The organism is Thermococcus paralvinellae, assembly GCF_000517445.1.
GTDB classification, from domain to species: domain Archaea; phylum Methanobacteriota_B; class Thermococci; order Thermococcales; family Thermococcaceae; genus Thermococcus_B; species Thermococcus_B paralvinellae.
In genome coordinates this window covers 238,946-259,779 of record NZ_CP006965.1, presented here as the reverse complement: position 1 = coordinate 259,779, position 20,834 = coordinate 238,946, and the positions used below count along the sequence as shown (strand labels likewise).

Below are 20,834 nucleotides of genomic sequence, written 5' to 3'. Positions count from 1 at the left end.
AATCTCAAACTTGAAATTTGTAATGTTTTACAAGCTTGTAAACGCAAAATATATAATACCACACATATCCACTAACATCTGTAAAACTGCCTCAATGATGGAATATGTACAATGATTACCTGAGAGGCATTAATGCCCATACGTGGGCATGAGGTGATCCATATGGAAAAACAAATGGAGAGTGCTATTTCGACATTTAATGTTGAAGAATCTCCATGGGGTCTAAAACAAGGAGTCAATCATGAAGATTTTTTGAAAATTTTTGAACCTCTTCCCGAAATTAAAGAGATCCTGCTCACCAGCGAAACACTTGAAGAGGCAAGAGACAAGCTCAGAAAGTTTGCTGAAGATTTGCTGTGGAAGTACAAGAACGGAGAAATTAAAGTTGATGCCATGGACAGATGGCTTGCAATTGAAGCTATCAATGTATTCTTAAACATAATCTCTGAATATGGTGAAAAAGCTGCTGGATTCTCAACCCTTGAATATCTCTGGAAAGCAGCAAAAGGCGATAAAAGAGTTCTAAGCATTATAACAGAGGGCTTTGTTGAAGAGTTTAAGCATCTCTTCAAAGCTATGGCTGGAGTAGCTGGATACTCAAAGGGCTGGCTTGGACCAAAGCTTGAAGCTGCTGGAGTTAAGTTCGTTGATTTCAGCAAGATTAAGGGTAGAAAAGCTGCACTAATGAGATCAGAATACCTTGACAAGGTGTGGGAATACATAAAAGGATACCTCAAGAAGTACCCAAGCGGTCTTGATAAGCATATCATCGAAAAGAGGAAGAAACAGAGAGAGAAGCTGATGGAATACTGGGGCATAACAGAAGATGAATGGTTCGACTATAGATGGCAGTTCTCTCATGTACTAAAGAGAGAGAAAGGTCTTGAGACTCTCAGAGAGCTTAACGAACTTGGAATCGTTAAAGTCCCTGAGGAGGATTTAAAGCAAGTAGAACTAGCCGTAAAATATGGTATCCCGTGGGGTATAACCCCACACTACTTGCACCTCTGGGACTTTGAAAATCCATACAAGGAAGACAGGCACGTAAGAAGACAAGTCATGCCACCCACATGGTACGTCTCAAACATGCTCCAGCACAGGGAAGATAGAGAATATTACTTCGACTTCATGGGTGAGCACGACACTTCACCAATTGACCTTGTTACAAGGAGATATGTTACGATAGCAATTCTCAAAGCCTATGACACATGCCCACAGATATGTGTTTACTGTCAGAGAAACTGGGAAGTCCTTGAGCCATTTATGGCCGGCTCATTCCCAGGATGGGACAAAATTGAAGCAGCAATAGAGTGGTTTGGAGAACACGAATCAATGCTTGATGTCCTCATTACCGGTGGAGATCCCTTAGCTCTAAGTGACAAGATAATTGATAAAATTATGAGCAGACTTTCAGAGTTTGATCATGTTGTTAACATCAGATGGGGAAGCAGAATCTTTGTAACAGTTCCAATGAGAATCACCGACAGTTTGGCAGAAATTCTCGGAAGCTATATTGAGCCAGGAAAGAGGAATGTCTCAATTTCAACCCACTTCGAGACTGCTTATGAAGTAACACCAGAAGTAGCAGAAGCAGCATATAAGATTAGAAGGCAAGGAATTTACATCTACAATCAGCTGGTTTACCAGAGAAATGTTAGCAGAAGATTCGAAAATGTAGCATTGAGAATTGCACTAAGAAAAGTAGGAATTGATCCATACTACACCTTCTATCCAAAGGGTAAGATTGAGCAGAAAGATTATCTCGTCCCAATAGCCAGAGTTGTCCAAGAAAGAAAAGAAGAAGCAAGATTATTGCCTGGACAATTCAGACCAGACGAACCTGTCTTTAACGTCCCGAGAATGGGTAAGAACCACTTGAGAGCATGGCAGGATAGGGAATTAGTTGGAATTAGACCAGATGGAAGCAGAATATACTTGATGCACCCATGGGAGAAGGGTATCAGCGAAACTAAGCTTTATACATATCCAGATGTACCAATCAAGGAATACCTCGAATACCTTGAGAGCATTGGCGAAGATCCCAATGACTACTGGACAATCTGGTATTACTACTGAAAAATTTTCGCTCTTTCACTCTTTCATTTGTTTACTTACATGTAAATCCTCCAAAAAAACAAAAAATATATAATGTTTAACTTTGTAAATACTTAGGATGTTGGGGGCTTAGTCCCCCATTCCCTATGAGGTGGTTAAAAATGAGAAAGTGGAAAGCTTTGGGTGTAGTTTTTGTTTTGGTGTTGGCTTTAGTTGCCGCTGGATGTACCCAAAAAGAAACTACAACAGGCACACAAACACAGGCTCCAATTGTAACAAAGAACGACGAAGGAAAGTATGAAATCACTATCTATACTGGCTCTGGTCCTGGTAGCGTCTATTTTGCCATTGGTTCAATGCTTGCAAAAGTCATAAACAAAAAGAGCAACTTAATTGCTGCCAAAGCTGTCACAAGTGGTGCAAGCGTTGCCAACTGTAAGGCTATAGGGAAAGGGGAAGCTCAAGTAGCTATAGCTCAGAACGACGTTACTTGGTATGCCTGGGAAGGAAAATACCAGTTTGAGGGCAACCCAATTAAGGTTCTCAGAGGTATCGGAACACTATACCCCGAGCCAGTTCAAATAGTCGTTAGAGCAGACAGCGATATAAAGACCCTTCAAGACCTAGCTGGTAAGAAGGTTGTCGTAGGTGCCGCTGGTAGTGGTGTTGCTGCCACAGCCGAGAGAGTGCTCAAAGCTGCTGGAGTCTGGGACAAGATTGAGCCAGTTTACCAAACCTTCGAAGAGGCAGCACAGAGCTTAGTTCTCGGCCAAGTTGACGCTGAGTTTACCGTTATCGCTTATCCGGCTCCAGCTATTGATCAGATTGCAGTTAAAGTTCCAGTCAGATTAATCCCAATTCCAGATGACGTCATCAAGAAGCTCCATGATCAGGGATATCCATTCTATGTCAAGGTAATAATCCCAGCTGGCACATACAAGGGAATGACTGAAGACACACAAACAATAGCAGTTAAATCAACCCTTGTTGTTCACAAGGACTTACCAGATGAAGTCGTTTACGAGATTACCAAGATTCTCTACGAAAACATTGACGAGCTAGCCAAGGCTCATCAAGTTGCAAAGCAGATTGACATGAAGCATGCATTTGAGGGTCTCATGGTTCCACTCCACCCAGGAGCAGTTAAATACTACGAAGAGCATGGAATCAAAGTACCTGACGAACTTAAAGGATGATGAGGTGAAATTCTTGAAGAAATCTTTTCTTTTTTTCTTGCTTCTCTTCATACTGCTTTTTCCTGTCTCCGTAATTGGGATAGAATTTAATGGGAACGTATGTTATTACCCTCTCAGCTCAAATTCCACACTGGAAATTAGTTACACTCATAGTGTTTCATTAACTAGGGTTATAGATACATATCGAATTTCAAAGGATGGTATATACGCTCTCCAAGAAAGATGGCAGGAATTCCTTGCAGGACAACCTATAGATTTCGATTATCGAGCTGGTAGTTTCTATGTGAAGAACTTGAATACATTTCTTGGCAAATCATGGGAATACTGGTTTATTCCAGTTAATAATGTTACCGTAAAAATTGATGAGAAAATTGTGTTCGTACAGCCTAAAGAGGAGGGCATCATGAAGATTGAAGTTAAGAAGGTTCCAATTTTTTTGATAATAAGTAGGAGGTGTTAATTATGGGAGAAGAAATTGAGAAGAACGGGAAAAAAATTGTGCTAGAAAAAACAAGAACACTACCCCCAAAGTTAGAAAATATTGTAAAAGCTGCAGCAATACTAATTGGTCTCTTTGAGATTCTGTTTATATTTAACTTTACATTTTCAGTGTACTCCTTGTTTGATAAATTGGGCATCAAAATAGAGGCTCTTAAGTTGGACTTCCAAGATCAGCAGATAATGGCATTTGTCTTAGGTATGATATTTGTCATAGCCTTCCTAAGATACCCAATCATCAAGAAGGACAAATATCTCAAAAAAGTGCAGCTCATAGATTATATACTGATAATTCTTGGACTAGCAGCGGCCTTTTATAAGTTCTGGCGATGGCCTACCTACATGGTCTACTATGATGTCAATCAGACTGACGTTATATTTGGTTTCTTGGCTATAATCCTAGTCTTAGAAGCTACAAGAAGAGCTATTGGATGGATTTTGCCAACAATAGTCACAGTATTCCTGCTTTATGGAATTAAAGATGCTGGATTTAATTGGACTCGTATAGCTCAGTATCTTTATCTTGACCAAGGTATTTTCGGAATCCCCTTCTACGTTATGACAATTTATGTCTTTGCATTCGTGTTCTTTGGCGCATTCTTACTGAAAATTGGAGTGAGTGATTACATTACGGAGTTCATGATATCAATCTTTGGACCTCGACCAGGTGGTCCAGCAAAAGCAGCAGTTATTTCAAGTGGTATGATGGGAACAGTAAGTGGAAGTTCAGTTGCTAACGTTTTAACAACAGGAACATTCACAATCCCGCTGATGAAAAAGGCTGGTTATCCACCCGAGATAGCTGGTGCTGTTGAGCCTGTGGCTTCAACAGGAGGTCAGCTGATGCCTCCAGTCATGGGTGCTGCTGCGTTCATTATGGCCCAGTTCTTGGGAGTTCCATATAACAAGCTGATTATTGCAGCAGTACTACCAGCGTTGATTTACTACTCTGGTGTCTATCTGTTTATTGACCTTGAAACCAAACGCTTAGGTTTGAAAGGAATGCCAAGAGACCAGTTTAAACCTATTAAATACTTCCTAAGGAAACTATATATACTGTTACCAATCGTTGTGATTACCGTTGCGTTAGTATGGGGAATTGCTCCACACATTGCAGCAGTTTCTTCATTGGGTATTGCAATCTGGGTCGCATGGATTTCAAAAGACGAAATTCCTGGACATGAGTCCCTTTATGTAGCAACAGTTCTTATCACAACTCTCCTAATGTTTACTGGGAAGGAAATAGCAAAGCCTGTCGGTATAGTATTGCTACTACTCGGTCTAGTTCTCATAATTATGGCAGTTGCAACTGACATGGTGCACTTCAATGAAAAGTTCTATATCAGCATGCTGTTTATCTTTCTCATTGCTCTTGGAAAGATTCTCTACATGAGAAAGGAAGAAATTCTCCTAATGAGTGGTGTCTTTGGAATAATATTCTCCCTTATAGTCGGATACAAATCCAAGACAGAAGGCGGTAAAGCAATGTATTCAGCAACTTATGAATCAATGATAAGCGCTGGTAAAACAAGTACAACAGTCATGCTCGCAGCAGCAAGTGCTGGTTTGATTCAAGGAGTTCTCACAATGACTGGATTGGTTACATCTCTCGGATACAAGCTTGTTGATTTGGCAGGAGGAAATCTGCTGTTGCTCTTAATGATGGCAATGATATTCAGCCTCATCCTTGGTATGGGTGTGCCAACAACGGCAAATTACGTCATTACATCATTAGTTGCAGCTCCAGCAGTCTTTAACGCTGTAGCGAACAATCCAATTTACTCTGCATCAGTCCCGGGCTATGGAACACCAATCGCTCTCTTAGCAGCACACTTCTTCGTGTTTTACTTTGGAATACTTGCAGACCTGACGCCGCCAGTTGCTCTGGCAGCTTATGCAGGTTCGGCACTAGCTGGAGGAGACTTCTGGAAGACAGCAACTAATTCAGTTAAATATGCTTTAGCAGGTTATGTTGGACCATATATATACTTCAGCCACCCAGAGATGTTCCTTATTACAGTTCAACAATGGACACCTGAAGTTGCACTTAGAGTCCTCTACTACTTCATAGCAACAATACTCATTATGTATCTCCTAGCAATAGCAATCACAGGCTACTACAAGAAACCAATAAGAAAGGAGATAAGAGTTATACTTGGTGCATTAGGACTCATTGGAGCAACCCTTCATCCAATTCCAGTAGCCTTAGTAGTCCTTTCACTTGTTGGAGTCATAATATATGCGAGGAAGTTTTAGTTCCTCGTAATTTTGTCTCTTAGTTTTCTCTTTTTTCATGTTTTAATGAACATAAAGTTCACCAAACATAAGAAGAATTCTAAAAGATCAATTAAAAAAAGAAGATCAGTAGAGCATGACTTCAAAGCCAAGCTCACTTAATAAATCAGCCAGTTCTTCACTGTCAACATAAACCAAAAGATGATGATTTCCTAATGTACCATCAACGAAGTCTTTAGCATCCTCAATCTTAAGCTTAAGCTGAGTTCTACATCTCTGCTCGCTCCTTTCCCTTTCAGCTACTGTGACACTAGCTACAACAGCTTTTCTTCCTCGTATCTTGAGAAGAGATGCTTTTTTCCTGGGAAGATCAACTTCAACACCAACTCCCATACCGCTCTCAAAGTGAGACCTTAATATATAGCCTGCAATTAGAGGGGCTGTACAGTGGGCTAGGATTATATAATCCTCCCCATAATCAGCTATGTTGCCCATGAAAGCTGGTTTATTGAAGAATTTTCTCACTATTGTCATGCCAAGTAGAGAATTGAGCTCTCCTTCACAAGCTGCTGGTATTCCTTCGGCATTGAACATTGCTAATGCTAGGCAGGGTGTTGCCTTAATCTTCCCGATTAAATCAAAGCAACCTATAGTAAATCCATCAAGCTTGTAATCTTCGATAATTCTTTTCAGTGCAACATAAATTCTGCCAGCTTTCACAAGATCTTCTCTGTTAGGCTCTTTAATTTCTCTCGCTTTTGCAATAATGTCCTCAACAGCTTTCCACCCTTCCGCTTCTGTTGTGGCTTCGTAATACTCATAGAACTTCTTTAAGCTTATATGGATATAAGGCAGCTCAAACTTCTCGTTGATAAGCCATGGAGAAATTCTACCAATCAAACCTAGTCTCAAGTTTAGGAACTTGTCTAGTATCTCTTTCATGTCCTCATAGCCAAGAAGAGCAGCTTTAAGCTCTTCATAGCTCGTAACTAGTGTTGAAGGTATAAGCCTATCCCTGAGATACTCCCTAATCTCTACGGCAGCTGCTATTGAGTTGTTGAAAGAATCTCCAAAGAGTATTACTGGCTTTCTGTAAATTGCAAACTCCTTTAGTGGATTCTCAGTTCCACCAGTTAAGGGATATAACACAATTGCATCGACTTTATTGAAATCTATTTCCCCCTTGAGGTCTTTGAACTCTTTTTTCGTTGAAATAAATGCCCCACCAACAACTTCAAACTCCTCAGAAAGCTTTGTTAAAAACTGCGACGCTTTTTTCTCAAACTTTTTTGGATCTGCAATTTCGCTAACCCCAAAGATAACTCCAACTTTCATTTTATCACCTAAGGATTTTAAACCAAAAAGGACTAAATAAACTTGTGGTTGCAATGATTCGATTTGTCCTTGATACAAGTATCTTTGTCAACCCAGATGTCAGGGCAAAATTTGGCAAAACACCAACTGAAGCTATGAAGAAGTTTTTAGAATATGCTGAAAAGCTGTTTGGTAGAGTAGAATTTTATATGTCTCCTGGGATTTATAGAGAGGTTATGCACTTTGTTGATGAGAGTGAAGTTTCTCCCGATGTTGAGCTTTACATAGTAAAGAAGCCTCCAAATGTTCACGATATTAAAATCCCAGCTTTTGTAGTCTATGAGCTGATTGAAGATATACGGAGGAGGATTGATAAGGGATTAAGAGTTGCGGAGAAAGCCGTAAGAGAAAGTGTCCTTGATACAGATAATGTTGATAAGATTATCCAAAAACTTCGCAGAAATTATCGGAAGGCGCTACGTGAGGGGATAGTTGACAGTAAGGAGGATTTTGAGTTAATTTTGTTGGCTAAGGAGCTTGATGCGATAATAGTTTCAGCTGATGTTGGCATTTTAACGTGGGCTGAAAAAATGGGGATTAAATGGGTAGATGCCGCCAAGTTCAAGGAGGTATTAGATGAGCTTGTGGAGAAGGTTGGGAAGAGTTAAAAAGGATGGAAACTTCCCCTCTTCTCATCATTAATCCACAAAAGTATGTCCATTCCAAAGCTCTCTGATTTCCTTAGTTGCGTCGTCATAAACCCTCTTGAATGTAATTTTCCAGTAGCCGTTGCCAAGTTCCTCAATGTCATCAATGTGAATGTTAAGCCCCATTCTCTCAAAATGAGATATCATCTTATAAGCGGTCTCAATTCTTTTTACCCTAACCGTGAAAATCTCAGCAATCATCTCGCCAGCCGCAACATCCCATATTGACTCCACAAACGGCTGGAGCAAAGCTTTTCCAAGGGCTTTTGCATAATCATCAAAGTCCTCTCCCCTTATGCGCTTCTCTGCAATATAAAATGCTAACCTCTTTATGCGCTGCATGAAGTAGCCGTGAGGCAAATCAAAGAAAATCCTTGAGCCAATCTTTATGTCGTTAACATTTGCATAGGGCGTTACATACTTCACGATTTTCTTCATATCCGGACTTTTCATGACTATGCCTTCTCGTCCCTCCCTGCTGAGTCTCTCAATCAATTCGTAAAGTTCATCAATCTTTTCATAGCTATAGAGACCGAAGACTTCAACGCTCTGAATGCCGTATTCTTCAGCCAGCTTTAACCTTTCCCCAACTGGTAAGCTCCTTCCAGTTCTCTTTTCTTGGATATCAAAGAGGAAAAACTGAATATCTTCCTCAACATATGGCGGACCTTCGACTAAATATGGACTCTCTGGACCAGCCATCTCTCCACATAGAACTAAATCAGGGTAATCCCTAAAGAATTGCTCGTTTATGAAGTCCCCAATCCTTTCAGTAGTGAACGGACAAACAAAACCACCTCTTGTTAAAGCCAAAATCTTTTCTCCAATCTTAGCGACTCTAACGTTGTAACCATCAACTTTCTCCTCCACATAGAACGGCTTGCTTTTGAAAACTCTTTTTACACCATTTCTTAGATGGACAACTCTCTTTATATGGGGAAATCCAAGAACAATGTCAGATTCGTTAAAGACAACCGTTCCTCTTCTCAGACCTTTGGCTGAGTCTTTAAACCTAAGATAGCGTAAACCCTCAAATTCATCCTCAACTATGCCACCTTTCATTTCTAGAGTCTCTATTCTCTCTTCATCAAGTCCAAGCTTGAGGAGAATGTGTTTGAAGTACAAGCTTACCATTTTCATCCCACAGTAAAGTTAAAGATGAAGGAATATATAGATTTTGGAATATCAGCATTGGGGAAATCTCATCACCACTCAGACGGCCCCGTATTCATCATTCAATATAACCTTTAGCATTGGATTAATAAGGCTTTGATACAAAATTAATTTCAGGTGAATATTGTGAAGAGAGTGATTCCATTTAATGACTTAAAGAAAATAGTAGATGACAAGGTTACAGCAATAGGAATGGGCACATGGGGCATAGGTGGAAGGGAGAGAGCTGATTATTCAAAAGACAAAGAAAATGTCGAAGCTTTACGCTACGGTTTGGATTTAGGCATTAACCTAATCGACACTGCCGAATTCTATGGTGCTGGACATAGCGAAGAAATAGTTGGAGAGACCATTAGGAAATATGAAAGGGAGAGTATTTTTATAATTAGCAAAGTCTGGCCCACCAATTTTGGTTATGAAAAAGCAAAGAAAGCTGCTCAGAACAGCATAAAGAGACTTGGAACATATATTGACCTCTATTTACTTCACTGGCCAATTGAGGATTTTGAGAGAATTAAAGAGACACTTTGGGCATTGGAAGATTTGGTTGATGAAGGTCTCATACGATACATCGGTGTCAGCAACTTTGACTTAGAGCTCTTAAAGAGAAGTCAAGAGGTTATGAGAAAGTACGAGATAGTGGCAAATGAAGTGAAGTACTCACTGATGGACAGGTGGGTTGAAAAGACGGGACTTCTCGAGTATATGAAAAAAGAAAAAATAGCTCTGATAGCATACACGCCCTTAGAAAAGGGAAGGTTAGCATATAACCGATGTTTAGCTAAAATAGGGGAGAAGTACAATAAAACAGCAACTCAAGTTGCACTGAACTATTTAATTTGGCACGAAAATGTAATTGCAATACCAAAGGCCAGCAATAAGGAACATCTAAGGGAGAACTTTGGTGCTATGGGATGGCGTTTAAGTGGAGAAGATTTAAAGAAAGCAAGAGAGTGTGTTTAGCTTTTCAAGAATGCCTCCACCAAGTTCCTCGTCTCCTTCAAGGCATCGAGCGGAATTCCCTTAGGTAATCCCCCAATTTCTCCTTTTACATCTTTCAGTACTCCTTCTCCAGCGCCAAGGAACATTCCTTCGCTGATAATTCCTCTGAAGTTTGCTGGTGGCAACAAAGCAACAGCCACCCTGTTCCCTTCTTTAACTGTCAAATCATTCGTAACAACTGTTATTGCTCTATCACCAATGTTTACATTACAAACCAAAAGCCTGTCAGCATTTGGATGCTTTCCAACGCTCATGACCTCACCGACTTTTATATCTACAGCAATTACTGGGTCATTGATTTTTCCTAAAGCCAACCTCTTGTCCAAGTTGAGTATTGTGTTAAGGAAAAATCTAACTTTAGCAACTGCTTCCTCTACTTTCTCTTTTTCGCTCTTGTCAGCTAAGCTTAAGAACTTGTGATGCCAGTCTTCACCGCCAAGTGCCTCAATTATCCCCTGAGCTTTCTCTTTAAGGGCCTTCATTTGTGGAGTATCAATGAGCTCCTTGGGATCAAGGTATGAATATCTCATAGCCTGCAGTTCAGGGAGCATTTCCTTGGCTAATCTTATTGCCTTCTTCTTATCCCATCTGCCTTTAAATTTAGCATGCTCAATTGTCTTTAAGAATAGCTCGACAGCTTTTTCTGAAACAAGTAAACGATAATCCTTACTTGTGTCCCACATCTTCTTCACCTTTCAGAGCTTTTAGGACTTTGTTCTTAACGATTTCGTTTTGAATGCCCTCAGCTATTGAAAGGGCCTTCTCCTTCTTTCCAAAGCGAGCATATGCCAAGGCTATATTACCCAAAACTTCTGAAGCTTTCTCTTTATCTTCAATGATTTTGGCTAATATCAATGCATCATCAAAAAGTCCTATTCTTATAAATTTCTGAGCAATTTTCACTAGCTCTCTATCATCGGGTTTAAACTTTCCAGTTAGCATCATTTCAAAAGCGTCCGACAATATTCTCCTGGCTAATTTTTCTTTTTCATGCAAAAATAGCCAATGAGAGATTTCTAAAAGAGCCAATGTTCTCTCTTTTGGTTCGAGATATCTTATTGAAGCAATAGCTTTATCAATATCCCCCTGTCCAAGAAATTCTAATACAGCCAGGTTTTTTTGTTTAAGAACCTTCTGAACGAATTTTATTTTTTCATCAACTAGCTTTGCCTGAGTCCTAAAGCGAATTGACAAGTAAATCTCTTTTGCAAGATTGTAGAATTGAACAGCAACCCTATTTGAAATACTATCCCCTACTCTAACCAATCGCTTTGCAATATTTGAAAGAACTGATACCACAATGGAATATGGCTCCTTTGAGTCTCGTATTGTATTGTAAGCCAAGAGAAATGTCCTGAGGCTTTCTTCAAATAAATCTGCTTTTGCCATATAATATGCTATATCAGCTAAAGTTTCAGCTCTCCACGAATGATAAGGCAAAGACTTAGCAAGATCAAGCGCCTTTTGGAAGAGGGACTCATCAACTTTTCCCTTTCCCATGATATACGCGGAATACGCCAGTATAGCATAGGCAACTGCTTTATCCTGGAGGTTATCCATGGATTCAGCAGCCTCGAACATTTGAGAAAAAATAAACTCTTGGTAATCTCTGTTATCAACAGACCTTAGAATATAAGCCAAGACTTCAAGTTTTAAAATAGTGTTTTCCATCTTAAGAGCGACTTCTACAGCATCTTTTATTTTATTCTCTTTAAGGAGTTTTCTAACATCACCCATTCCATTCACCGCTTAACTCTTCTATCCCACTCCTCAAGCATTACGTCAAGAGCAAGCAGATTGGTAAGCTTCAACTTAACTTTCCTGTTCTCATAATCTATTCCACCTTTAAAATCATTTAACAACTCAAAGACTTTTTCTGCCTCTTTAATTTCAAGATGTTTCCCATAAAATTCCTCCTTACAATATGGACATGTGAAAACAAATCCTTCAAATGCAGAAATAAATGCTTCCTTATCAGCCAACAGCTCACTAAAGTTCTCAAGTTCGAGCATCTGCTCAATTAGTTCTTCCCATTTTAATGCTTCTCCACAAATTGGACATCTCGCCATCTAAATCCCCCTCAAAAATTTCTCAATTTCTTTCACTAAAAACTTAATGGCTTCATCAAGATTTCTCTTACCATTTGCTCCGGCAGCTCCAGCATGTCCTCCGCCTGAGCCTTCAATGATTGGGCCAACTTTTTCCATTATTTTGCCTAAGTGGAGTCCTTTCTTCACTAAATGCTCCTTTGCTCTTGCAGAAATCCTAACACCCTTTTTCTCACTCCCCACTATCGCAACATCTGCACCGAGCTGGAGAAAGACTTTACATGCTAAAGATTCATAAGCAGAGACTTTGGATGTCACGATTACGTATTTTCTGAATTTTTTAATTTCCATCCTCTGGCATGCTTTTAAAATGGCCATCCTCTTCGCTTGGTCAATGTTCTCATCATTTACTGGAGCTGTTAAGTTGTATATTTCTCCCATTTGGATTGGGAATCGCTCAAGAATTTCGCTTACAGTCTTGAATGTCCTTGCATTTGCATATCTAAAACTAGCCGTATCTGTCGCTATTCCTGCAAGTATTGCTTTTGCTGCAATTTCATCATAAAAGTCAAAATATTTTAAGAGCTCCCACACTATTTCAGCTGTTGATGTTCTTGAAGAATCAACAATTCTTATGTGAGCTTTTATTGGATTCTTCTTCTCAATGTGATGGTCAATTACAATTACAAACTTATCATTTGGAATTTCAACAGGTTCAAGCTGTTCAATTGATGAAGTATCAAATATAACAACCACGTCTTCTTTAACTTGGGGGTCTTTTTCTACTTCTGCAAAAGATAACAAACGCTTGGCATAAGAAGAGACACTTTGGGCAACACCAATTCGATTATCTAAACCTATAGTGCTGAGATATCTAGAGAAAGCAATTGCACTACCCAATGAATCTGGATCAGCATTATGATGACATAAGAGCAGAAAAGAGTACTTTCTCTCTTTTGCTTCTTCCAAAAATCGCTTAAGTTTTATCTTGCCCCGCAATTTCCCTCAACCTTTCCTCAACTTTTTCATAGGCTAATTCCAAAGCCTCCTCAACTAGCTTATCAACATCAACCTTCACAAATATCGGCACCTCAAGGTATATCTCAAGTTCCAAATCGAGGGTTTCTTCCTTATTTATCCTCGCTGTAACTTCTATGTCCTTCACTTCACTCCTTGTTAGATGCTCAAATATGTATTCAATTGCAGTCTCTTGAGCTAACTCTCCTAAAGCGATGAGCTCATCTTCACTAAGCTCTGGTAGTCCAATGTGAATAACTCTCTTTGTCATCTCACCCACCAAACAAAGATTAAAATTAAGCAGAAAATCAGCCAGCTGTTGGTCTAAGCATTGACTGTATTTTTTGGGTCAGTTCTTTGATTTTCTCATTAAGCTTTTGTTCTTGTCTTGTAAGAGCGTTTAGCCTAACCTCAAGGGTCTCAATCTTCTCCTTGAGTTCTTCAACAGCTTTAGCCTTGCTGGTTTTCACTATTAGAGTTCCAACAGTCTTGTAAATCGGAGTATTCTCCTCAACTTTTTCAATCTCCTCAAGAGCTTTCTTGGCATCATTTAAATCAACCTGAACTTTCTGCTTTTGCTGGATAACAAGTTGTAACTGCTGTTGATAACTCTCAAGCTGCCCTAATAAAGCCTGAACTTGTGGGGGAACATTTTGCATTTCAACACCTCCATAATCGTAATTTTCGCTTTATACTCTTTTGGACTATTTAAATAGTTTTTCCACTTTAGCTCAACAGCAAAAAACATAAATGAGAAAACTTCCAAAATTTACTAGGAATATTTTTCCAGTGTGGTGATAATTAATGAGGAAAGAAAGTACAGAAACCAAGCAAATCATGTCCGAAGATAAGCTTAAAGAAAAAAGTGAAAATTATGAAGTGACCATATATACACTGCAAAAAGAAATTACCCAGCTAAGGTCTGAAATACAAGACTTAAGAAGGATGGTTAACACAATATCCGAGGAAATTAAAAAAGAGAGGCAGGTTTTGGAGATCCAACTAGACAAACTACTTTTTTTAACTAGTTTTCTTGAAAAACAATATTCAGACTTCCTAAGCCTTATTGGTGAGCTAGATAGTAAAGTGTCTGCACTGAAATTCAGTCTTAAAGTTGGAAGTAAGGAGGATGTTAAGAATGAAAAAAATTGATATTGAACTTATAGGAGAATACGGGGAATATTCAGATGACATAAAGAAAATTGTGGAAAAAATAAAGAAAGGCAAAAAGCTTTCAAAAGAAGAATTAACCCTAGTATTATTACCTGAGATTTCCGAAAATCAGCGAAAGTTGTCAACTCTATTTAAGAAAACAATCTTAGGGGTTGAAAACTTAATAGATGTAATTGAAAAAGATGTAAAACAAGCTGAAAAACTTAGAGAAAGGCTCGAAGCTTTAATGGCCACTACTTTGGAACCAACAAATACTGAAATAATTAAAGCAACTCAAGAACTTATGAGTGTTGTGAACATGTTAAAAGAGGAAAGAATGCGTCTTATTGAAAAAGAAAACGCATTAAAAGAGGAATTCGAGAAATTAAAAGAAGAAATAGAGAGGTTAAAGAAAGAAAAAATAAAAAAAGAAGAGGAATTAAATGCTCTAATTTCAGAGATCGAAAAACTAAACAAGGAAAAAAGCGAGCTTGAAAATACAGTTAAAACCATATTAGTTGAATTGAATGAGCTTCAAGCCAAAAAAGAAGAAATAACTGAAAAAGAACAACAAATAAAGGTTATGGAACAAAAATTAAAAGCCCAAGAAGAAAAGCTAGCAGAGCTTCAAAAAGAACTAGAAGAGCAGGCTAGAAGATTGAAGCTAAAAGAAAACGTGCTTCGTGAAAAAGAAGAGTTGTTGAATAGTAAATTAGAGGAAATACAAGTTGAAAGAAGGAAAATAGAGGAAGAGTATAAAAAACTCAAAGAGGAGGAAGATAAAATAAACAAGAAGCTGATAGAATTAATGAGCCAAGAACGCTATTTGAATACTCTCATTAGGGAATATCTTCGAAAAAAAGAAGAACTCGATGAAAAGGAGAAAAGGTTAGAAAGAGAAGAACAGGAAATTGAAGAACTAAAAGAGAAGCTTTTGAAAATGAAGAATGAAGTTATTAAGAGAATGAAGGAATTGGAGGAAAAAGGGTATACTATATGACTTATATCTCAGCAATGTCCATAGCAACTTTAATCCATCTTAAATAGGAATTGAGAGTTCCCCTTAGAGCTGAGTTATCCTTAGCCACAAATTGTAAAACAATTCTATTCCCTTCCCTTTTAAATTCAATTTTGCTTCTCCGATAAGGAACACTTAAATGCTCAAAAAGAACGCTCTCGTAAACAATTTTCGCAATTTCTTCACTTGGGAACTCAATCTCTATGGTTCCCTTTATTCTATTCATTCACGCTCTCTCCTCTTAACTTTAATGCCCAACGCCTCCTTGTAATCCCATCTCCTCCCATCTTCCATAATCCAGATTTTCACACTAATCAGTGGTCCAACTGGTCTTTCTTTTGTTATATCCAAGCGATAGAAGTTGATTGCCATTCCTCTTGGATGTCTCTCAACAACACCAAGAACATCCGTGTTGTATTTGTCCGCTATGTAAGTCAGGCTTTTATCCCCTCTTGGAATGAATTTTCCATTTGTAAGTTCAGCAAAAGCCTGAGCAAAGGCTATATGGTCAAGGCCAACTCTCTTAGCAGTTGTAACAATAAACGGCATTTCCTCACGGATTGGTCTTATGTTTCTAAAACCAATCTCTCTCTGAAGTTTAATTCCATGAAGGTAGAGATAGCCGAGATATCCCCAATCGTCAGGAGAAACTTTGATGAAGGTCATTTTAAGCGGATTTCCTTTCCAGACATTTATTATTAAAAGTCTCTCATAACCTCTGTCATAAGCCTCCATAAGCAAATCTTGGATTGTCTTCTTTCCTCTAGTTAGGTAGGTGGAATTAGGGAACACTCTCTCTAAATCATGCCCAAAACTCCTCGTTCTTCTTGTAGGTCTGTGTGAGGTTGTTATCAGCATCATCGCTATCACTCATAAGTAATACAAAGCAATTAAAAGCTTTTTGAAAAATCGAAACTTTCAAAAAAGTTCAGATTGCTTTTACTCTTCTTGCAACTTTAGGTCTCGGCTTGTAAAGTATCTTGCTTCCGCAGTATGTACAGCGAACTTCCCTTGTAATAGCCAAATCAAGCTTAACTTCCTTCCCACACTTTGCGCATCTATAAACAACTTCAACCATTTTTCCCACCAAAAAAGGGTTATTAGGGCTCAAGCCCTTGAAACTACTCTCTTAGCGACTTTCCCAGCTGGTGTGACTGGCAAATAAGCTCCGCCAGCAAAGGTTGCCCCACACTTTTGGCACTGCCAGATTCCAGTGCTTATTCTTCTAACTGCTTTTCTTCCACAAACTGGGCAGGTGTGCTTCTGCTTCATCTTTGCTTCTACAGCTGCTACCCTTCTTCTAATCTTGAGACCATATCTAGGACCAAATCTTCCAGCCGAACCAACCTTTTTAGTTGCCATGAGCATCACCTCTAATGATCTTAAGCTGAAGGGTATAGCGGAGTTTTATTTAAAAGGCTTTTCCTAAAACCTAACTAAAGAACAAAAATTTAGTTTATAAATCTTTCTTGCATTCCTTGTCTGAAAAGAAAAAGAAGACAAAAAAATACTACTCCTTCTTTCCTACAGCTTCAAGAATCTTCTCTCTAATCTCTTGGGCTCTTTTGAATGCAACATCAACTGCATACATGACTTCCTCAAGCTTGAAGCTTCCACCTTCGCTCTTCTGCACTGCTGAGATATGGCCATTCTCGTCTGTTGTTATTGTTAATTTTCCATCCATTACCTGCTCTTCTTCAAGATTTGGGTCAACAACTATTGTTCCTCCAATCTTAGCAAAGCTCACTGGAATTGGAATCTTAGTCACAGGCAGTGGCTCATACTCATCAAGCATCACAACTTCGCCAGTCTCTTCGTTGTATTCAATTTTTGGCATCTTTGTTGAAAGCAGAGCTGCAATTGCCCCAATTCCTGCAGCATCTACAAGATTTCCATCGTGGTCAAGGACGTGGACGTCAATGAAAACCACCCTAACGAGCTTTCCTGGAACAATGACGAGCTTTTCTAGATCAATTGCTTGACTTTCTCTTATTCCCCTGTCAACAACTCTAGCCAGTTCAATTGCCCTCTCATCTGGAGGGCCCGGTTCAAAGGTCGGTGAAGCCAATGGAACAAGCTCAACGTTTGTTGTCATAACACCCTTATCTGGCAAGTCTGGAAAAGGCTCACCCAAATCAAGCTTAATTCCAACGAGAACTTGAGTGTTACCGAGCTTAACCCATGCTGAGCCCTCAGCCTTTTCAATGACATTAACTTTTATTTCAAGAGGTCTTAAATCCTCCAAGCCTCTCCCATCAATTCTCTTCTTCTCTTTTAGGAGTTCAATGATGTGGTCTTTCATAATCGAAGCCATAACTTCCATTTTACTCACCTACCTCTTGAGCTATTTTGAGGTATTTCTCCTTCAATGCCTCCCTTTGTTTCTGGTAGACTGCTTTTGCTCCCTTTATCGCTAATCTCACAGCTTCAAGGAACTCATCTTTTGTCAAGTAGCCATCCATCTGCAGAAGGGTTATGTCGTTCTTTATTGGCATTATTGCAACTGGGACGTCTGCTTCTCCATAGTTGTCCTCCTCCTTGTTCAAATCAAGAACAATCTGCCCTTCAATCTTTCCAGCAGCACATGCTGAGACTAAGTCTTTCATGGGAATTCCTGCATCTGCCAATGCCAGAGAAGCAGCAGTAATTCCAGCAACTCTTGTTCCAGCATCTGCTTGAAGAACCTCAATAAAAACATCAATCGCAGTCCTTGGGAATAATTCAAGTATGATTGCTGGCTCCAGGGCCCCTCTGATGACCTTACTTATCTCAACACTTCTCCTGTCCGGTCCGGGTTTTTTCCTTTCTTCGACACTGAAAGGAGCCATGTTGTATCTAACTCTCAATATTGCTCTATCTGGCCTCTGTAAGTGCTTTGGATGAATTTCTCTTGGTCCATAAACCGCAGCGAGAATTTTATTCTTACCCCATTCTATATAAGCAGAACCATCAGCATTTTTCAAAACACCAACTTCCATTTTAATTGGTCTGAGCTCATACTTTTTTCTGCCATCAATTCTCCTTCCATTCTCATCAATAAGCTTTATATTCTCAGGCTTTCCCATCATTTTCTTCACCCTCTTCTATTTGGGGTATTTCCTCAATAATTCCCTGGTCTTTGAGCTCTTTCAATCTTGTCAAAAGCAGCTCTTTTACTCTATCAGTCAGCCCTTGTGTATGGCTTTCTCTATCAACTTTCAGTATTGCTTCAATTGCTACTCTCTCAAGCTCCTCTTTTCTTCCGCTGACCCATACCCATCCGTTTTGTCCAACAATAATCCTTGTCTGGGTCATTTTTTTGATTAGATTTATCATAGAACCGCCCTTACCAATCAAACGGGGCACTTTAGATGGGGTTATTTTTACAATCTGTCCACCCTTTAATGGACCGCCGTTAAAGGGCATTCCCTTAGTTGTTAGGTCAATTTGGTTCACTTCATTGAAAGCTTTCACTTTCGCATAAATTATGTCTCCAATATCGAATATTTTCCTTAAATCTGTCTTCAAGAGATCAATTTTCTCTTCAACAGCATCCTGTATTCTTAGTGTTGCTTGATAAGGTGCTCCGATGTCTACAGTCCAGCTTGAAAACTTAACATCAATTATCTTTCCTATAACATTGTCTCCGACTTCTGGAATGTATGGCCCTTCAAGGGGAATAACCCTTATGAAGTCATTTCTTATGTCCACGAGTCCAACAACTGTTGAGTAGATTCTGTTCCCCTCTTTAAAAGTCCCTCTGCCGTTCTTGAACGGTCCCTGTGCCAATAGCGTTCCTGGAACCACTAATTCCCTATTTTGTACAAAAACCCTTCTCATAGTCCCTTCCTCTCTATAAGTTTAGTTATAACATTGCCCTTTGTAAGGGCATTGAGCTTTTCATAAAATTCCCCTTCAACTCCACCGGGGATTTCAATAAGGAACATCCATGAACCGTCACTTGCCCACTCTTCTCTCTTGATTGTTCCAAATTTTCTAACTTCTCCATAAGCTTTTCCTACGTAATCTGCAGGTATTTTTACGGCTATAATTTTGACCTCAATCTTAAGAGGTAAAAATCTGCGAATAGCTTTTATAACATCTGGAACCTGGGCTTCAGCATCTTTAAAGATATCTACCCTAACCCCAGCCTCTTCCATGGCTTTAAGTATTCTTTCAACTGGGTGAGGATATCCTGTTCTTGGGTCAACTGCATGCCTGTGAATTATTGTAGCTATTTGCCTTTTCTTTTCTTCTAACATTTCTCTCCTCTGCTGGGCTGTGAGCTGAACTTCTCCCTTCTTAAGGATTATCTTTGCAACCTCATATGGATCGCTTGTTCCAAAGATTTTTTCCATTTCATGCTCGCTCGCTTTGTCTCCCTTATGTGCATCTTTAAAAACATAGGGAGTAGCAAGAATTTCCTCTATTGGAACATCTTTGCCCTCCTTGAAATCTCTGGCAAGGTAAGGGTCAACCAAAATCTCAAATGTTTCTCCATGTGTCTTTAACCTTGCAATCACTGCTTTATCAATGCTTATTGGCATAGCCACCACCTCAGTAGTTGCTGTCTAATTCAGTGTAATCTTCCTCCTTCTCTGCAACCTCCTCTTCTTCAGCTTCTTTCAAAGCCTCCTCAAGGCACTTTGCCACTTTCTCTTTACTTATCTTCTTAAACTTCTTTTCTTTAACTGTAATCACTGCAATCTCTATGTTATCTGGTGAAGGTTCTTCCATCGTCTTTGCCAAAGCTAAGATAGCTAGCTTTATTGCATCCTCAAGTGTCATATCATCTCTGTATTTTTCTTCAAAGATTGCCATGGCCGTGTTCCTTCCACTTCCAATTGCCACTGCCTTCCATTCAAAGTATGCACCACTTGGGTCTGTTTCAAAAAGCTCTGGCTTTTCATTAACCCCTGCCATTAAAAGAGCAGCACCAAATGGTCTAACACCACCATATTGGGTGTGCATTTGTTTAAGGTCACAAATCTTCTTTACCAAAACAGTAAGTGGAACTGGCTCACCATATGTTAAGCGGTAAATCTGAGCTTCCAAACGGGCCCTATCAACCAACACCCTCGCATCTGCTATTATACCACTTGAAGCAGCTGCAATGTGGTCATCAATCTGGAAAATCTTTTCATAACTCTCAGGCTCAATTAATCTGCTTGTTACTCTTTTTTCTACAGCTAAAACAACACCATCTTTGCACTTTACTCCTACAGCTGTTGCACCTCTTTTAACAGCTTCTCTTGCGTATTGTACCTGGAAAAGTCTTCCATCAGGGCTGAAAACAGTTATAGCCCTATCATACCCAGCCTGCGGTGGCACAAACGCCATTTTACATCACCTCTTGAGTTATCGTAACTTTTAATTAAGTTAAACTTCCGCTCTTTGCTTTATATACTCTCCGATTGATAAGTTATTGGAGTTGATAATT

At 39.3% G+C, this 20,834-nt stretch carries 25 protein-coding genes; 8 read left to right on the top strand and 17 right to left on the bottom strand.

The genetic code is table 11. The features are described from left to right. The first annotated feature begins 162 nt into the window (after window positions 1-162). The 4 genes from TES1_RS01425 (at window position 163) to TES1_RS01410 (ending at window position 6,005) form a co-directional block, all read left to right on the top strand. On the top strand, window positions 163-2,076 hold the full coding sequence (locus tag TES1_RS01425; protein WP_227738500.1) for a KamA family radical SAM protein: 1,914 nt from the start codon (window positions 163-165) through the stop codon (window positions 2,074-2,076). 140 nt (window positions 2,077-2,216) lie between these two features. Then, window positions 2,217-3,251 carry a TAXI family TRAP transporter solute-binding subunit gene (locus TES1_RS01420; protein WP_042679562.1) on the top strand — a complete coding sequence of 345 codons (1,035 nt, stop codon included), beginning with the start codon at window positions 2,217-2,219 and terminating at the stop codon, window positions 3,249-3,251. Window positions 3,252-3,264: 13 nt separating this feature from the next. Beyond that, window positions 3,265-3,711 (top strand): DUF1850 domain-containing protein, encoded by a 447-nt coding sequence (locus TES1_RS01415; protein WP_042679560.1) that lies wholly within the window; start codon window positions 3,265-3,267, stop codon window positions 3,709-3,711. A 2-nt stretch (window positions 3,712-3,713) separates the two neighbouring features. Then, a complete protein-coding gene (locus TES1_RS01410) occupies window positions 3,714-6,005 on the top strand; it encodes a TRAP transporter permease (protein ID WP_042679559.1) in 2,292 nt (763 codons plus the stop codon). A 105-nt stretch (window positions 6,006-6,110) separates the two neighbouring features. Here TES1_RS01410 and TES1_RS01405 read toward each other — a convergent pair whose 3' ends face one another. Further along, on the bottom strand, window positions 6,111-7,319 hold the full coding sequence (locus tag TES1_RS01405; RefSeq protein WP_042679557.1) for a hypothetical protein: 1,209 nt from the start codon (window positions 7,317-7,319) through the stop codon (window positions 6,111-6,113). Window positions 7,320-7,372: 53 nt separating this feature from the next. Between TES1_RS01405 and TES1_RS01400 the strand changes: the two genes are divergently transcribed. Next, on the top strand, window positions 7,373-7,966 hold the full coding sequence (locus TES1_RS01400) for an RNA ligase partner protein (protein WP_042679555.1): 594 nt from the start codon (window positions 7,373-7,375) through the stop codon (window positions 7,964-7,966). Between the two features lie 30 nt (window positions 7,967-7,996). On the opposite strand, the gene TES1_RS01395 is transcribed toward TES1_RS01400, so the two are convergent. After that, window positions 7,997-9,139 (bottom strand): RNA ligase, encoded by a 1,143-nt coding sequence (locus TES1_RS01395; protein ID WP_042679553.1) that lies wholly within the window; start codon window positions 9,137-9,139, stop codon window positions 7,997-7,999. Between the two features lie 165 nt (window positions 9,140-9,304). Here TES1_RS01395 and TES1_RS01390 point away from each other — a divergent pair, with 165 nt between their 5' ends. Further along, window positions 9,305-10,141: an aldo/keto reductase gene (locus tag TES1_RS01390; protein WP_042679551.1), complete on the top strand. Its 837-nt coding sequence runs from the start codon at window positions 9,305-9,307 to the stop codon at window positions 10,139-10,141. Here the strand turns inward: TES1_RS01390 and TES1_RS01385 are convergent. The 6 genes from TES1_RS01385 to TES1_RS01360 are packed head-to-tail and all read right to left on the bottom strand — an operon-like array spanning window position 10,138 to window position 13,904. Then, on the bottom strand, window positions 10,138-10,863 hold the full coding sequence (locus TES1_RS01385; RefSeq protein WP_042679549.1) for a tRNA-binding protein: 726 nt from the start codon (window positions 10,861-10,863) through the stop codon (window positions 10,138-10,140). The two genes, TES1_RS01390 and TES1_RS01385, sit on opposite strands and share 4 nt — an antisense overlap. After that, complete coding sequence (locus TES1_RS01380; protein ID WP_042679547.1) at window positions 10,847-11,917, bottom strand: hypothetical protein; 1,071 nt, start codon at window positions 11,915-11,917, stop codon at window positions 10,847-10,849. The genes TES1_RS01385 and TES1_RS01380 overlap by 17 nt, the downstream gene beginning before the upstream one ends. 5 nt (window positions 11,918-11,922) lie before the next feature. After that, window positions 11,923-12,249 (bottom strand): hypothetical protein, encoded by a 327-nt coding sequence (locus TES1_RS01375; RefSeq protein ID WP_042679545.1) that lies wholly within the window; start codon window positions 12,247-12,249, stop codon window positions 11,923-11,925. Beyond that, window positions 12,250-13,227, bottom strand: a complete 978-nt coding sequence (locus tag TES1_RS01370; RefSeq protein WP_042679543.1) for a DHH family phosphoesterase — start codon at window positions 13,225-13,227, stop codon at window positions 12,250-12,252. Beyond that, the gene (locus TES1_RS01365; protein WP_042679541.1) at window positions 13,205-13,516 is read right to left on the bottom strand and encodes a DUF3194 domain-containing protein; all 312 of its coding nucleotides are present in this window, start codon (window positions 13,514-13,516) and stop codon (window positions 13,205-13,207) included. Before TES1_RS01365 ends, TES1_RS01370 begins: the two co-directional genes overlap by 23 nt. A gap of 37 nt (window positions 13,517-13,553) precedes the next feature. After that, window positions 13,554-13,904, bottom strand: a complete 351-nt coding sequence (locus tag TES1_RS01360) for a prefoldin subunit beta (RefSeq protein WP_042679537.1) — start codon at window positions 13,902-13,904, stop codon at window positions 13,554-13,556. Between the two features lie 145 nt (window positions 13,905-14,049). Here TES1_RS01360 and TES1_RS01355 point away from each other — a divergent pair, with 145 nt between their 5' ends. Both TES1_RS01355 and TES1_RS01350 read left to right on the top strand, forming a co-directional pair. Then, window positions 14,050-14,397, top strand: coding sequence for a hypothetical protein (locus TES1_RS01355; RefSeq protein WP_042679533.1), 348 nt, complete (start codon window positions 14,050-14,052; stop codon window positions 14,395-14,397). After that, window positions 14,384-15,397: a coiled-coil domain-containing protein gene (locus TES1_RS01350; RefSeq protein WP_042679530.1), complete on the top strand. Its 1,014-nt coding sequence runs from the start codon at window positions 14,384-14,386 to the stop codon at window positions 15,395-15,397. Before TES1_RS01355 ends, TES1_RS01350 begins: the two co-directional genes overlap by 14 nt. Window position 15,398: 1 nt before the next feature. Here TES1_RS01350 and pcc1 read toward each other — a convergent pair whose 3' ends face one another. The 9 genes from pcc1 to psmA all read right to left on the bottom strand — a co-directional run bounded on the left by pcc1 (window position 15,399) and on the right by psmA (window position 20,734). Then, on the bottom strand, window positions 15,399-15,641 hold the full coding sequence (gene pcc1 / locus TES1_RS01345; protein ID WP_042679529.1) for a KEOPS complex subunit Pcc1: 243 nt from the start codon (window positions 15,639-15,641) through the stop codon (window positions 15,399-15,401). Next, on the bottom strand, window positions 15,638-16,276 hold the full coding sequence (locus TES1_RS01340) for a ribosomal biogenesis protein (RefSeq protein ID WP_042679527.1): 639 nt from the start codon (window positions 16,274-16,276) through the stop codon (window positions 15,638-15,640). The genes pcc1 and TES1_RS01340 overlap by 4 nt, the downstream gene beginning before the upstream one ends. Before the next feature lie 67 nt (window positions 16,277-16,343). Further along, on the bottom strand, window positions 16,344-16,493 hold the full coding sequence (locus TES1_RS01335) for a DNA-directed RNA polymerase subunit P (RefSeq protein WP_013466441.1): 150 nt from the start codon (window positions 16,491-16,493) through the stop codon (window positions 16,344-16,346). A gap of 29 nt (window positions 16,494-16,522) precedes the next feature. Further along, window positions 16,523-16,783, bottom strand: a complete 261-nt coding sequence (locus tag TES1_RS01330) for a 50S ribosomal protein L37ae (protein WP_096325220.1) — start codon at window positions 16,781-16,783, stop codon at window positions 16,523-16,525. Window positions 16,784-16,925: 142 nt separating this feature from the next. Beyond that, window positions 16,926-17,738, bottom strand: coding sequence for an exosome complex protein Rrp42 (gene rrp42, locus TES1_RS01325; RefSeq protein ID WP_042679522.1), 813 nt, complete (start codon window positions 17,736-17,738; stop codon window positions 16,926-16,928). Between the two features lies 1 nt (window position 17,739). Next, a complete protein-coding gene (gene rrp41, locus TES1_RS01320; RefSeq protein WP_042679520.1) occupies window positions 17,740-18,483 on the bottom strand; it encodes an exosome complex exonuclease Rrp41 in 744 nt (247 codons plus the stop codon). After that, entirely contained in the window at window positions 18,467-19,234 is a 768-nt protein-coding gene (gene rrp4, locus TES1_RS01315) for an exosome complex RNA-binding protein Rrp4 (RefSeq protein WP_042679519.1), read from the bottom strand. The genes rrp41 and rrp4 overlap by 17 nt, the downstream gene beginning before the upstream one ends. Beyond that, window positions 19,231-19,941, bottom strand: a complete 711-nt coding sequence (locus TES1_RS01310) for a ribosome assembly factor SBDS (RefSeq protein ID WP_042679517.1) — start codon at window positions 19,939-19,941, stop codon at window positions 19,231-19,233. Before TES1_RS01310 ends, rrp4 begins: the two co-directional genes overlap by 4 nt. A 10-nt stretch (window positions 19,942-19,951) precedes the next feature. Then, window positions 19,952-20,734, bottom strand: a complete 783-nt coding sequence (psmA, locus tag TES1_RS01305; protein WP_042679515.1) for an archaeal proteasome endopeptidase complex subunit alpha — start codon at window positions 20,732-20,734, stop codon at window positions 19,952-19,954. Window positions 20,735-20,834: the final 100 nt, after the last annotated feature.

Excerpts from the sequence above, each read along its gene's own strand:
- TES1_RS01335 (WP_013466441.1), bottom strand. The coding sequence starts at position 16,493 with ATGGTTGAAGTTGTTTATAGATGCGCAAAGTGTGGGAAGGAAGTTAAG.
- TES1_RS01410 (WP_042679559.1), top strand. The coding sequence starts at position 3,714 with ATGGGAGAAGAAATTGAGAAGAACGGGAAAAAAATTGTGCTAGAAAAA.
- TES1_RS01360 (WP_042679537.1), bottom strand. The coding sequence starts at position 13,904 with ATGCAAAATGTTCCCCCACAAGTTCAGGCTTTATTAGGGCAGCTTGAG.
- TES1_RS01375 (WP_042679545.1), bottom strand. The coding sequence starts at position 12,249 with ATGGCGAGATGTCCAATTTGTGGAGAAGCATTAAAATGGGAAGAACTA.
- rrp41 (WP_042679520.1), bottom strand. The coding sequence starts at position 18,483 with ATGATGGGAAAGCCTGAGAATATAAAGCTTATTGATGAGAATGGAAGG.
- TES1_RS01340 (WP_042679527.1), bottom strand. The coding sequence starts at position 16,276 with ATGATGCTGATAACAACCTCACACAGACCTACAAGAAGAACGAGGAGT.
- TES1_RS01425 (WP_227738500.1), top strand. The coding sequence starts at position 163 with ATGGAAAAACAAATGGAGAGTGCTATTTCGACATTTAATGTTGAAGAA.
- psmA (WP_042679515.1), bottom strand. The coding sequence starts at position 20,734 with ATGGCGTTTGTGCCACCGCAGGCTGGGTATGATAGGGCTATAACTGTT.
- pcc1 (WP_042679529.1), bottom strand. The coding sequence starts at position 15,641 with ATGAATAGAATAAAGGGAACCATAGAGATTGAGTTCCCAAGTGAAGAA.
- TES1_RS01405 (WP_042679557.1), bottom strand. The coding sequence starts at position 7,319 with ATGAAAGTTGGAGTTATCTTTGGGGTTAGCGAAATTGCAGATCCAAAA.
- TES1_RS01385 (WP_042679549.1), bottom strand. The coding sequence starts at position 10,863 with ATGTGGGACACAAGTAAGGATTATCGTTTACTTGTTTCAGAAAAAGCT.
- TES1_RS01330 (WP_096325220.1), bottom strand. The coding sequence starts at position 16,783 with ATGCTCATGGCAACTAAAAAGGTTGGTTCGGCTGGAAGATTTGGTCCT.
- TES1_RS01365 (WP_042679541.1), bottom strand. The coding sequence starts at position 13,516 with ATGACAAAGAGAGTTATTCACATTGGACTACCAGAGCTTAGTGAAGAT.
- TES1_RS01420 (WP_042679562.1), top strand. The coding sequence starts at position 2,217 with ATGAGAAAGTGGAAAGCTTTGGGTGTAGTTTTTGTTTTGGTGTTGGCT.
- TES1_RS01350 (WP_042679530.1), top strand. The coding sequence starts at position 14,384 with ATGAAAAAAATTGATATTGAACTTATAGGAGAATACGGGGAATATTCA.
- rrp4 (WP_042679519.1), bottom strand. The coding sequence starts at position 19,234 with ATGAGAAGGGTTTTTGTACAAAATAGGGAATTAGTGGTTCCAGGAACG.
- TES1_RS01380 (WP_042679547.1), bottom strand. The coding sequence starts at position 11,917 with ATGGGTGATGTTAGAAAACTCCTTAAAGAGAATAAAATAAAAGATGCT.
- TES1_RS01395 (WP_042679553.1), bottom strand. The coding sequence starts at position 9,139 with ATGGTAAGCTTGTACTTCAAACACATTCTCCTCAAGCTTGGACTTGAT.
- TES1_RS01355 (WP_042679533.1), top strand. The coding sequence starts at position 14,050 with ATGAGGAAAGAAAGTACAGAAACCAAGCAAATCATGTCCGAAGATAAG.
- TES1_RS01400 (WP_042679555.1), top strand. The coding sequence starts at position 7,373 with ATGATTCGATTTGTCCTTGATACAAGTATCTTTGTCAACCCAGATGTC.
- TES1_RS01310 (WP_042679517.1), bottom strand. The coding sequence starts at position 19,941 with ATGCCAATAAGCATTGATAAAGCAGTGATTGCAAGGTTAAAGACACAT.
- rrp42 (WP_042679522.1), bottom strand. The coding sequence starts at position 17,738 with ATGGAAGTTATGGCTTCGATTATGAAAGACCACATCATTGAACTCCTA.